Here is a 13,636-nt window from a genome sequence, read left to right as displayed (position 1 = left end):
CAATAATTAAAGAACGAAATTATGAAAAATATATTCAAATTATTGGTTTTATTACCTCTGCTGACAGCCTGTGATGACTTGTTTGAGCCGGCACTGGAAAATAACAGAAACCTTGAAGCCATGTACAAAGAACCGGGCTATGCACAAGGTATCCTTGCGAACGCTTATATTATACTTCCTTACGAGACATCGCCCACAAGTGACTTGGCTACGGATGATGCCGTGACTAATGAGATTTCCAGTAACTATCTGCGTATGGCTACAGGTTCCTGGACTGCCAATAACAATCCGGTATCTCAATGGCAGAATCGCTTCAATGCTATCCAATACACCAATCTTTTTTTGGAAAATGTGGATAAGGTAGAGTGGGCGAAAGACGAACGCATCGCTACTATGTTTCTTGACCGCTTGAAAGGCGAGGCTTACGGGTTGCGTGCACTTCATATGTATTATCTGCTGCGTGCACATGGTGGCAAGACTGTAGACGGTACATTGATGGGCGTACCTATTTTATTAAAATCGGAAGGGCCGGATGCTGATTTTAATCATGCGCGTGCTACTTATTCCGACTGTGTTAACCAGATTCTGGAAGATGCCAATAAGGCTATCGAGTTGTTGCCGCTTGATTATAAGAAATTTGTCGATAGTGAGATTCCGGCAAAATATAAAAACATCGGCGTGACAAATGCCAGTGATTATCGTCGTGTTTGTGGTGAAGAATTTAGAGGTTTGATGACCGGACGTATTGCTATGGCTGTTCGTGCACAGGCGGCTTTGTTGGCTGCAAGTCCGGCATTTCAAGGCGAGTCGGGGATGACTTGGGGACAAGCTGCCGATTATGCAGCCGAAATTGTAGAAAAAGCTAACGGTGGCGGTGGTTGTGGACTGGATGCCGAAGGATTAGAGTGGTATACACTTGCAGACAAAGATTATGGAACGGGTGGTAGTCCGGCAGAGGTTATTTGGCGCGGTAGTACGGATGAAAATAATACGTTGGAAGCGGCTAATTTTCCGCCGTCGCTTTACGGAAATGGCCGTGTTAATCCTACACAGAATCTGGTAGATGCCTTCCCGATGAAGAATGGCTATCCTATATCGAAGACACAAGGCGATTACGAAGCTGATAAACCGTATGACAATCGTGATCCGCGTTTGGAAAAATATATTGTGTATAATGGCGGTAAGCAAGGCCCCAGTGATACGGAAATTATTACGGGAGCTTACGGAACCAATACGGACGTTGTGAATAAGGAAAGTGGGAAATCGACTCGTACAGGTTATTATTTACGTAAACTGTTACGTAAAGAATGTAACCCAAATTCGCAGTATAACACAAAGAAGAAGCATTATACGGCACGTATCCGCTACACAGAGATGTTCCTGATTTATGCGGAAGCAGCTAATGAAGCTTGGGGACCACAAGGCAGGAACGGACATCTTTTTAGTGCTTATGATGTAATTAAAGCCATTCGTACACGTGCTGGTGTAGGTGCGGATAATGGAGATGCTTATTTGGAGAGCATAAAGAACGATAAGGACGAAATGCGTAAATTAATCCGTAATGAGCGTCGCCTTGAGCTTTGCTTCGAAAACTTCCGCTTCTGGGATTTACGCCGCTGGAATGTTGGTTTGACAGAACTGAACGAAACGGCTCTTGGTGTGGAAATTAGCAAGAGTGGCTCTACGATGAACTATACTCCGCTGACGGTGGAAAAAAGAAAGTATGAAAGTTATATGATATACGGCCCGTTACCTTTTGGCGAAGTAATGAAATGGAGCAATTTGGAGCAAAATGCCGGATGGAAGTAATCTTAATTGTAAAATGCTAAATAACGAAGAATATGAAATTATTTAAATTAATATCTGCCATATCAGTTGGAGTCTTTGCTTCATGGACGATGACATCCTGTGAAAATCAAGATAATGAATTTCCCGATTATGAGGGCGGTACTTCTGTCTACTTTGCAACCCAGTATCCGGTGAGAACGCTGGTTATGGGGGAAGATGAGTATGATACGACACTTGACAATGCTCATAAGTGTAAAATAAATGCCACCATGGGCGGTGTTTTTGCTAATAAGAAAAATATCACAATAGATATTGCAGTAGACAAGACTTTATGTGATAATCTTTATTATTCATACACTTCTGCATCGGATAATGTTCCGGTGAAAGCCATGCCTTCCAACTACTATACTTTATCCGGTGATAAGATATCTCTGAATAAGGTACTGATGAATGGTGTGGAAGTATCGTTTACTGATGCTTTTTTTGCCGATCCCGAGGCTTTGACTACAACCTATGTTATTCCTTTGGTGATGACAGGGGTGACCAATGCCGACCGTATCTTGAGTGGAACTTTGTCCGAAGGTGCGGAAGCTATTAGGTGCAATTCGGCAATGTGGTTGGAACAACCACATGATTATGTGCTTTATTGTGTGAGGTATATCAATAAATGGACTGGTAAGTATTTGCGTCACGGTATAGACAAAGTGACTGAAAACGGAGTGGTTACTGAGAATAGCCGTCGGAATGAATATGTGGAAAATGATGAAATTTGTCAGACTACAACAAAATCTTTGACTGAAACGATTCTTACTGTTACCACCAATCTGGGTACGACTGATAATCCTCGTAATATCAACTATCAGTTACTGATGACTTTCAATGGTGACGAATGTGTAGTATCGGGATTGGGTGGCGTTACGGCTACAGGTACAGGTAAGTTTGTGCAAGATGGTGAGAAGAATAGCTGGGGAAATAAAGACCGCGATGCTATTTACTTGAAGTATACTGTCGATTTCGGCAATGGATTGAAGTTTGAGACAGAAGATACATTGGTTGCACATAGTCGTGGTGTAGCAAGAGAAGATTTTGCACCTGTTTACGTGAAGAATTAATCACTAAATCTTAAAGAATATGAAATACTACAATCGAATTTTACTGCTTGTTATGGTTGCCGGAGTGACTGTATCTTGTGCGGATGCACCTTTTGCAGACTTCAAGACGGAGAAACCGGAAAGCTTGACAAAGTATGAGTACTTGAACGAATATGGTGATTTGAAAAGTTATATTGACCGTACTACCCATCCCAACTTTAAGTTGGGAACGGGGATCACGGTTAGTGATTTCTTGAAGCAAGACTTGGTCTATAGTTTGGCAGTCAGCAACTATGACGACGTGACAGCCGGCAATGCTATGAAGTATAGCTCCTGCGTGGATGCCAAAGGTAATATGGATTTTGGAACAGTGAAGAAGTTTGTGAAAACGGCTAAAGCAGCAGGTATTAGTATTTACGGGCATACCATTTGTTGGCATTCACAACAGCAGAATACTTATCTGAACGGGCTGATTGCCGATAAAGAGATTGAAATTGACCCGGGGGCAACAGAGGACATACAAGATGCTTTTGTGGACTATTCACAGTACGATGAATATCCGTTTTATAAAATGACGGAATTGACCATTATCAATGGTAACGGTGAGTTGGAAATAACTAATAATGAAGCCTTGGAAAACTGGCAAGTTCAGTATTTTTGTGCTGATGGAGTGTCTACGACAAAAGGTGGGAATTACAAGATTACAGCTCTCATTAAGGGAAGTTCCAAAGGTTCGTTAGGCGTTAATATGGGTGATTGGGGGGCTTCGGCATCAGCTTCGTTAGAGTTTTCTACCGAATGGAAAGAAGTGACTGTTAATTTGAATGCAGTGCCTGCAACCAATAGCTTTGTGGTTTTCCAGTCAGGAGCTTTTGTAGGTACTATTCAAATGAAATGGCTGAAAGTGTCACATACAGAATCAACCGGTGGTGTGATTATTAAGATGCCTGTTATTGAGGATGACTTTTCGAGTGGGACGGCAATGATAGGCTGGGGAAATAATTCAACCCGCGAAGTGGTGGATGGAGTACATGAAATGACAAATCCATCAGAAACGAATCCGTGGAGTGCACAGGCGGGGTATGACTTTACGACTCCATTGACGGAAGGGACTACTTACTTTCTGACAATGAAAATTAAAGGTACTGTACCAGGTAGCATTGGAGCAGCTTTTCAAAAAACAGACGGGTATGCTGGACGGGGAGATTTCCCTTCCATATCAATTACAACAGATTGGGAAGAGGTTACTGTATTTACCAACTGTACAGGAGATGGAACAGACCGCTTTCTTCTGAATTATGGCAAATATGTAGGTACTATTTATATTGATGACTTGTCTATATATTGGCAGAAGTCAGGTAATACGATTCCGCTTACTCCTGAAGAGAAAAAAGAAATCCTTACCAATGAAATGGAACGCTGGACTAAAGGTATGCTGGGAGCTTGTGACGGTTATGTTAAAGCATGGGATGTGGTAAACGAACCTATTTCAGGAAGGGATACGGATGGAGATGGCTATTACAATCTTCAATCGGCTTCACAAACGGATGATAACGGTGTCTCCGGTGAAAACTTCTATTGGCAGGATTATTTGGGTGATGATTATGTTCGTATTCCTATTAAGTTTGCCCGCAAGTATTTCGAGGAGTCCGGTGGTAATCCTGACGAACTGAAACTTTTCATCAATGACTATAATTTGGAATCCGATTGGGATGATAATAAGAAACTGAAGAGCTTGATACATTGGATTGAGCGTTGGGAGTCAGATGGCGAAACGAAAGTAGATGGCATCGGAACACAGATGCATGTATCCTATTTTATGAATCCGGCTACACAGGCTAGTAAGGAGAGAGCTATTGTGAATATGTTCACATTATTGGCTTCTACCGGTAAACTCATAAAAATCACGGAACTGGATATGGGGATTATAGATGCAGCCGGTGAAACCATACTGACAGAAAACCTGACTGATGAGATGCAACAGAATATGTCAGACTTCTATCAATTTATTATTGAGAAGTTCTTTGAAATTATTCCGGTTGCACAGCAATATGGTATCACTCATTGGAGTCCGACAGACAGCCCGTCTGAAAACTCTTTCTGGAGAAAAGGTCAGCCTATTGGGCTTTGGGATTTGAATTATAACCGTAAACCTGTTTATGTAGGCTTCCTGGAAGGTTTGAAGAATGGTACTGCTAAATAGATATGGAACTTGGATCTTAGTTTTTAATTAATAAGGTTAGGCACGCTTACTCGGATAGCGGAGTCTCTCAATAGAGCTCCGCTATTCTTGTAAATTGCCGTAATCAAATATACTGATGCTATCATGAAAAAAATAATAGAAATATTGGTTTTGTCTTGTCTGTTATTTTCAGCTTGTACCAAAGATGAAATCCAGCAAGATGCAAACGATAAGAAAACAGAAGAAACACCATCTGGTGAAAAACCGGGTGAGGATGAACCGGATATTCCGATGCAGATTGCACCTTTACGTGTAGAGGGGCGTTATCTGAAAAATGAGCAGGGCAAAATCGTAAATCTACATGGATTTACGCAAACTTACAGCCCTTATTTCAATAATAATGCATGGGGTAATTATGATGTAAGCAGTTGTCTTAACTACAACAAAAGTATGGTAGACAAAATATTAGCTGCCGGATGGAAATTTAACTTCGTACGTCTACATCTGGATCCTTATTGGAGTGACGATGTTACATTGCCCTATGTACGTTACGAAGGACACGAACGCTTTTCGGAAACACGCTTCCGGAAATATCTGAAAGAATTGTTTGTTCCAATGGCGGAATACTTCATATCTAAAGGAATGTATGTAGTAATGCGCCCGCCCGGAGTCTGTCCGCATGCTAATGATACAGATGACAATAGATATCAGGGAATAGAATTGGGTGATACTTATCAAGAGTTTTTGTTGAAGGTATGGGACATTGTGTCACAAGATGCTACTGTGAAAAATAATCCGGGAATTATGTTCGAACTGGCTAACGAACCTGTTCATATTAAAGGTACGGATGGTAGATATGGTGGTGACGGCGATGCTTGTTTCGCCAATATGCAGAAATACTTTCAGACAATCGTTGATCAAATACGTGGGAATGATTGTGATAACATCATTTGGATACCGGGATTGGGTTGGCAGTCGCAGTATAGCGGATATAAGAACTATCGTTTTGAAGGCAAGAATATTGGTTTTGCCGTACACTGCTATCCGGGCTGGTATGGGAGTGATGCCGAGCAGGACAGTGGTGAAGGAAACGGTTCATCAACAGGTGGTGGGTATGAGCCTTTCCAGCGTGGTTGGGATAAACAGGTAGGTCCGGTAGCAAGTTTTGCACCTATCATGGTGACTGAGATAGATTGGGGACCCAAAAAGTATGACGCAACATGGGGAAAGAGTATTACAGGAGTAGCGAAGGGCAATGGCTTCGGGGCTAATTTCAAGTATATAGCCGATCAATCGGGGAATGTTTCCTGGTTGTTCTTTACTACAAGATCGCACGAATTGGCAGCTTTTAAAGATGTAGCGGGTGAACCGGGTAATTATACTTTCTTAAATGATCCGGAAGCATGTCCGTGGGCTATTTACCATTGGTTTAAAGAATATGCTGAGGCAGAACAGTAAAAATATAAAAAGATATAGCACATGAAAAAAAATCTCTTTTTATTGGTAGTATTGCTGCTTTCCGCAATCAGTGTGGCCGCACAAGATGTGAAAAGCAGGACTGAGCTTCCGTCAACAAATATTCCTGGTTATGAATATCCCCGGCTAGACACTGAGCGTTGCGCTTACTTTCGTTTCTATGCTCCTGAGGTAAGCAAGCTCCAGGTAGATTGTTGTGGGAAAAAGTACAATATGCAGAAGGATACTGAAGGCTTTTGGACAGTGAAAACAGAACCGCTAGTAGTGGGTTTTCATTATTATTTTCTGATAGTGGACGGAGTATCGGTCGTTGATCCGTCCAGCTATACTTTCTTCGGATGTTGCCGCATGGCGAGTGGGATTGAAGTGCCCGAAGGCAGGGAAGGAGATTATTACCGTCCGCAACAGGATGTAAAACATGGACAAGTGCGTTCCTGTACTTATTATTCGGATACAAAGAAGGAGTTTCGTCGTTGTATGGTATATACACCGGCGGAATACGAAACGAATATGAAAAAGCGCTATCCGGTGCTCTATCTACAACATGGAATGGGAGAAAATGAAACAGGATGGGCTACCCAAGGTTGTATGCAGCACATTATGGATAATCTGATAGCAGCGGAACAGTGTGTGCCAATGCTTGTTGTAATGGATAGTGGAGATGTGGAAGCACCTTTTCAGCCACGTCCGGGCAAGGATGTGAATGAAGAAAGAGCATTGTACGGTAAGTCTTTTTATGGCGTGATATTAGATGATCTTATTCCGATGATTGACCATACATTCCGTACTTATACCGATCGTGAACATCGGGCTATGGCGGGCCTGTCGTGGGGCGGACACCAAACATTTGCCACTACTCTGCCGAATTTAGATAAGTTCTCTTATATAGGTGGCTTTAGTGGGGCTATCTTTGGGCTGGACGTTAAGACTTGCTATAACGGTGTATTTGCTGATGCCGGCAGTTTTAATAAGAAAGTACATTACCTATTTCTGGGATGTGGAACAGAAGAGCAGTTCGGAACCAAAAGACTGGTTGACTCCCTACATGAAATCGGGATTAATGCCGTGTATTATGAGTCACAAGGTACAGGCCATGAATGGTTGACATGGCGGCGTTGCCTGAGAGAGTTTCTCCCGAATTTATTTAGAAATTGAGGTACATATAAGTAACACCGGCATAGGGAGCCGACTACTTAGAGAGACATATGGTCCATATAAGTAGTCGGTGACATGCCATAAAGTTCCTTGAACGCCGTAGAAAAGTAGGCGACGTTTGTGAAACCTGTCAATGCAGCTATCTCGCTGATATTATGCTTCTTCTCAGACAGTAACATCGCCGCTTGCTTTAACCGTACATTACGTATCAGGTCACGGGTGGATTGATTGGTCAACTCTTTCAGTTTTCGGTGAAGATGGACACGACTGATGCCGACAGATGCGGCTATCATTTCCACATTTAGTTCAGTATTGGCAATATTATTGTTTATCACTTTCATAACCCGGTTCAGTAAGCGTTCATCGGGTGATTGCATTTCTAATTTCTGTACCCTCTCTTCTTGCTCTTGATTACCATTAAAACTGTTTCTTAGTAATTCGCGGCTTTTAATCAGGTTGATGGAAGTCTTACGTACTATTTCAATACTGAATGGTTTCATTATATATGCGTCAGCTCCTATGCTGAGCCCTTCCAGATTATCTTCTTCCCGGTTCCTGGCAGTAAGCAGAATCACGGGGACATGGTTAATGTTTATATTTTGTTTTATTTTTTGGCAAAGCGTCATACCGTCCATTTCGGGCATCATGATATCACTGATAATTAAATCTGGCGCTTTCTTTAGAATAAGAGCTAGGGCTTCCTTGCCATTGCTGCACTTTAGCATATGGAAATCATTGCTTAGTTCGTGACAGAGATAATTGCGTATTTCTTCATCATCTTCTACTACCAGTACATGATATTTGGTTTTTGCGCGTATTTTTTCATAATCATCTTCGGTTGTAGGAGAGACAGGAAGCACTGTATCCACTTGCACGGGAACTGTTTCGGATATCTCGTTTTCTATTTCTTCTGCTGTTAAATGTTCATTGCCGAGAGGTAAACGGATAATGAAACTACATCCCAAAGCCTCTTCATTGTTACGGACTTCGATGCTCCCGTGGTGAAGTTCCACCAACGAACGTGTCAGGTGCAGGCCGATACCAGTGCCAATGTTCAAGTTGTTTTGGTTATTTCGTATTTGGTAGAATCGATCGAAAATCCGGTCGATTTCTTCTTCATTGATTCCTATCCCGCTATCTTCTACTATTATCTCAAAATAATGTTGTAACGCAGGTTGTGTTGCTTTTAAGTCTTCTCCGATACGCAAGTAAATGTGGATACTACCTTTTTCCGGAGTAAATTTGAATGCATTGGAAAGTAAGTTCAGAATAATTTTATCGAAATTCTTAGGATCTATCCATGCTTTCAATTCTTTTACTTCCGGTTGAAAGGTTAGTTCGATGTGTTTAGTAGTTGCCTGATATTCAAAAGTATGGTGTAAATCTTGTATAAATGTAACGATATCTGTCTCCTGAAATTTGAGCAGCATCTGTCCCTTATCTATCTTCCGGATATCCATCAATTGGTTAACGAGTTGAAGAATCCGTTCCGCATTCCGATAAATCATACTGTAACTTCGTTGATGTTCTTTATCATTGTCCGTTGCCATCAGTTTTTGTAATGGACTGATGATTAGTGACATCGGGGTGCGTATCTCATGGGATATATTAATAAAAAACTGTAATTTGGCTTCATTTAGCTGCTCGGCATGTATGTGTTCCAGCATTTTCTGGCGGGCACGGTAACGTTGCCGTGCTTGTTGTATGCCAAGTATTATAAGGATAATGGCAAATAGGAAATAGAATGTTTTAGCCCACCAGGATACGTACCAGGGCGGAGATATTATGATGGAAATATTTTTCACATCTGAATAGGAATCATAATCTCTGGCTTTCACTTGGAAATGGTATATTCCTGGTGTCAGATCACTGAAAGACACTTGGTTGATTCCCGGCTGTAAATCTATCCAGGTATTATTATTGAAAGAATAGGCATAGCTGATTCGCTCGGGATTATAAAACTCCATAGCAGAGAATTCGATACTGAAGGAATTGTCTTTATAGGATAAATGAAACTCGTCGGCATCCATGATTGAAGTATTTATAATATCATGGCTTCCGGATTTCATTCCTTGTCTTACGGCTCTATCATGGATATAAAAATCGCTGATACGTATCTCAGGTTTCTTGTTGGGACTGGTTATTTCTTGAGGATTGAAGTAAGTGATGCCATTAGTACCACCAAATATGATTTCCCCTTCTGTTCCCTTAAAAGCTGCCCCTTTACTGAATTCGTTTCCTTGTAGCCCGTCACCGGAATAGAAATTAACAAAAGTCTGTGTATTTGGGTTGAAGCGCGAGATTCCGAAGTTAGTGCTTATCCACAGATTGCCGTTTGCGTCTCCTTTAATACCGGAAATAGAATTGCTGGGCAAACCGTCTTTCATGGTATATTCGTGTATTTCCGCAGTTTGCGGATTCAATACTTTCAACCCTTGAGAGGTACCTATCCAAATATTCCCATGAATATCCTCGTAGAGAGCGTAGATGACTTTCCCTTCAATTAAGCGGTTGGTGCCAAAGGTAGATACAAAGTTCATGGTAGGTATGTCCAGACATCCCAGTCCGTCGTAAGTTCCGATATAGAGTTTTTCATTGTCGGTATAAAGCAAGCAATTTATCCAGGCATTATGTAGTACATTTTTCTGTGGATTATAATCCAAGCCACTTTCAGCCATCAGACATGATTGTATTTCACCAGTAGTGAGATTATTTTTATAGAGCCCTGATCCCATGGCGCCAATCCATAGTTGTTTGTGTTTGTCTTCTACCATGCAGTAGATGTCTTGTGCAGGAATCCCCTTGCTGTTTTTTAGAGATAAATATTCACAACGTCCTGTCTGTCGGTTCAGTTTGGCAATCCCGTTGCGGTAAGAACCTGCCCATATATTCTTTTCCGAGTCTTCATAAAGACTCATAATGGTAGCCGGAATAGAATAGGGTGTTTTTGTAGGCGTATAATGTGCTTGTTGGCTGCCATTAGGGTTGATGGCATAGATGCCGTCGTTATCAGTTCCTGCCCAAAGTGTTCCGTCATGACTTTTGAATACAGACATGATGCAACAGGAACCGATAGTATTATGGATAGTCGATTTATGTCCGAAGTATTTAAAGTGATTGGTTACAGGAGGAACTATCATGACACCTTTTTGGAACAGTCCTAACCATATGTTATTATGTTTGTCTTTCAGCAGACTGTGTACCTTTGTCTTGTCCAGGTTGAATGATGTGATATTAAGGTTGGTACCTTCTATTTTTTTTGTACGAATATTGTAGATCTTCATACCGTTTCCGTCCGTACCGATGTAGATTTCTTCTTGATTGGCAGGATATAGGAATTTAACAGGCAAATCGGGACAAGATTCGTGGAGAAGTAGAGTAAACTTATCCGTTTTCGGATTGTATTGGTAAAGTCCATTGGTCAGGCTTCCTACATAAATGTTATGATAGCTGTCTTCACAGATACTACTGAACCGATTCGAATCTGTCCCTTGAGGATAACTCTTCAATTGTCCAGAGTCATTCAGACATTGTATACCCTTATCTTCGGTGATAATCCATAATTTTCCTTTCTTATCTTCGTATATATTAGTGATGAAATAGCCGAAAAACGGTTTTATTTGTCGGGCTGTAATACTGTCTCCTTGGGTATCCAGGGAGAATGTGCTATGACCGGATGTACCAACTAATATTTCTCCGCTGCGGCGTTCGACGATGCAAGAAACATTGATTCCCATGTTAGTTCCGGCTATATTGAATGTTTTTGGAATGGTTTTAAATTGGTCTGTTGCCCGGTCATAGATTTGAAGTCCGGTCAGTGTACCAATGAAAAAGCGTCCTTTGCTGTCTTCAAAAAGAATACGTACATAATTGTTCAACAAAGAATGTTCGTCTCCGGGGATGTTCTTATAAACGGTGAATTTTGCACCATCATAACGGTTCAGTCCATCTTCGGTGGCTATCCAAATGATTCCTTCCTTATCCTGATAGATACTGTTGATCATACTGCTAGACAGTTCTCTGTCTACGGTGAACAGTTTTCCTTTTTGTCCGTAACATAATATAGATATACACAGACACAAAAAACATAATATTGATTTAGTTTTCATAGCGCATTATTTCTGTTTACAAACTTACTAAAAAACTTTGAATAGAGGTACTATTGTGAATTTACCTGTTTTTTGTTGATAAGTTCTTTAGATGTTTTTCATAGCTGCGAAGATAATGGATTATGAATAAAATGTTTTTTAGTGGCATTGCGTATCGTTTAATGCTCGTTACATGGTGTTTGCTAGTGTTACATAAAGTTTCGTTTAACGTACATATAGATGTAGAATGAATAAAAAAATCTGCATCTTCCACTTTTTCAAGTAGAAGATACAGATAATAAATCCTTTTTGTGTTACCCTTATTTATCTAATTGCCTTTTAGCCCATTCCAGTCTTCGTTGATCTGGCAGCGGAGTTACCTTGAATTCTTCGAATATGGCAGTAAATCCTTTACCGTCGGGGCAAGCTCCCATTAGTCCGACCATGACAGGACAATTGTCTTGCAACCAGCAGGTGCGTGTCATGGTATATTCTTTGTCGTCACGTGAAAAGAAGATTTCGACTGCATCCAGGCGGCGGACTGCTTTTATCCAGATAGAACGCGGGGCATCCGGTAGCTGCACTACGCTCCAGTCGCTTGTACGGTGAGTGACTACAGTACTGACATTCTGTTTTCCGTCTACGTATTCAACTCCTGTTTTTATCCAGTTTTCATGGTCGATGCGCAGCATTAATCCCATTTGGTCGAAAGTGGTTACATAATTACCGGTTATCTTTACTTTTACTTCAAACTCACCGCCGTAGGTGGCATAATAGAAAGGCCCGTCGTCTACGGTGAATCCATAATGAGAGATTCGCCAAAAGTCGGTTTTTGCCGGTACGTCCATTACGAGTGTTTTACCTTCTTTAATTTCCCATTGCTGAGGCTCATTCAGCCAGTTCATTTTATTCAGATTTTGTCCCATAGTCGAAGTTGTTATTGCCAGCAAGGCTATTGACATGATTTTGATTTTTAAAAATTTCATGGTTGTTTCTTATTTGATTATCTTTGTGGGACAAAGGTAGTGCACGCCTTTTTGTGTAACAATACTGAATAATAACCATTTTACAGGATGGACGTATTACAAAAAGAAATTGATGAAGTCTATGCTACACAGCCGATAGCTCACGAAACGCTGAATAATGAAACCGTTGAACGTCATCGGCAATTCATTCGTTCATTGACGGAAATAAACGGCGGGTGTGCTGTGATTTCCGATCTTTCGAACCGGAAAAGCTATGTCTCTGTTCATCCGTGGGCACATTTCTTAGGGCTGACTCCTGAAGAAGCGGCATTAAGCGTCATTGACTCGATGGATGAAGATTGTATCTATCGGCGTATTCATCCTGAAGATTTGGTAGAGAAACGTTTGTTGGAATATAAGTTCTTTCAGAAAACTTTTTCATCGTCACCCGGAGAACGCTTGAAGTATCGTGGAAGGTGCAGGCTGCGTATGATGAATGAGAAAGGGGAATATCAGTATATAGACAATCTGGTTCAAATCATGGAAAATACTCCTTCCGGGAGTGTGTGGCTGATATTCTGTCTTTATACCTTGTCGGCAGACCAGCGGACGGAAAAAGGGATATATCCTACCATTACCCATATGGAAAACGGAGAAGTAGAAACGCTTTTCCTCTCGGAAGAACATACCCATATACTGTCCGAACGTGAAAAGGAAATACTTCGTTGCATACGCAAAGGACTGTCAAGTAAAGAGATAGCTGCCACTTTATACATTAGTGTGAATACAGTCAACCGTCACCGACAGAATATCCTGGAAAAACTTTCTGTCGGTAATTCGATTGAAGCGTGCCGTGCCGCTGAATTGATGAAGTTGCTGTAAAAAGAATAA

At 41.2% G+C, this 13,636-nt stretch carries 6 protein-coding genes and 2 pseudogenes; 6 read left to right on the top strand and 2 right to left on the bottom strand.

The genetic code is table 11. The annotated features are described in order from the left end of the window. Nucleotides 1-21: 21 nt before the first annotated feature. The 5 genes and pseudogenes from HC965_RS22835 to HC965_RS22815 all read left to right on the top strand — a co-directional run. Nucleotides 22-1,809 (top strand): RagB/SusD family nutrient uptake outer membrane protein, encoded by a 1,788-nt coding sequence (locus HC965_RS22835; RefSeq protein WP_191033637.1) that lies wholly within the window; start codon nucleotides 22-24, stop codon nucleotides 1,807-1,809. A 32-nt stretch (nucleotides 1,810-1,841) separates the two neighbouring features. Further along, nucleotides 1,842-2,900 carry a DUF5627 domain-containing protein gene (locus tag HC965_RS22830; protein ID WP_191033636.1) on the top strand — a complete coding sequence of 353 codons (1,059 nt, stop codon included), beginning with the start codon at nucleotides 1,842-1,844 and terminating at the stop codon, nucleotides 2,898-2,900. A gap of 19 nt (nucleotides 2,901-2,919) precedes the next feature. After that, the gene (locus tag HC965_RS22825) at nucleotides 2,920-5,082 is read left to right on the top strand and encodes an endo-1,4-beta-xylanase (protein WP_191033635.1); all 2,163 of its coding nucleotides are present in this window, start codon (nucleotides 2,920-2,922) and stop codon (nucleotides 5,080-5,082) included. Between the two features lie 282 nt (nucleotides 5,083-5,364). Next, a pseudogene (locus HC965_RS22820) lies at nucleotides 5,365-6,507 on the top strand (glycoside hydrolase family 5 protein); the annotation flags it as partial. 111 nt (nucleotides 6,508-6,618) lie between these two features. Next, nucleotides 6,619-7,692, top strand: a pseudogene (locus HC965_RS22815) (alpha/beta hydrolase); the annotation flags it as partial. Between the two features lie 38 nt (nucleotides 7,693-7,730). On the opposite strand, the gene HC965_RS22810 reads toward HC965_RS22815, so the two are convergent. Next, nucleotides 7,731-11,801 carry a hybrid sensor histidine kinase/response regulator transcription factor gene (locus HC965_RS22810; protein ID WP_191033632.1) on the bottom strand — a complete coding sequence of 1,357 codons (4,071 nt, stop codon included), beginning with the start codon at nucleotides 11,799-11,801 and terminating at the stop codon, nucleotides 7,731-7,733. A gap of 299 nt (nucleotides 11,802-12,100) precedes the next feature. Then, the gene (locus tag HC965_RS22805; protein WP_191033631.1) at nucleotides 12,101-12,766 is read right to left on the bottom strand and encodes a DUF1349 domain-containing protein; all 666 of its coding nucleotides are present in this window, start codon (nucleotides 12,764-12,766) and stop codon (nucleotides 12,101-12,103) included. Nucleotides 12,767-12,853: 87 nt separating this feature from the next. Here HC965_RS22805 and HC965_RS22800 point away from each other — a divergent pair, with 87 nt between their 5' ends. Beyond that, nucleotides 12,854-13,627: a response regulator transcription factor gene (locus HC965_RS22800; RefSeq protein ID WP_191033630.1), complete on the top strand. Its 774-nt coding sequence runs from the start codon at nucleotides 12,854-12,856 to the stop codon at nucleotides 13,625-13,627. Nucleotides 13,628-13,636: the final 9 nt, after the last annotated feature.

It is taken from the genome of Bacteroides sp. GM023, assembly GCF_014750685.1.
In the GTDB taxonomy this organism is placed as follows: Bacteria; Bacteroidota; Bacteroidia; order Bacteroidales; family Bacteroidaceae; genus Bacteroides.
This window is presented reverse-complemented; position numbering and strand designations above follow the sequence as displayed.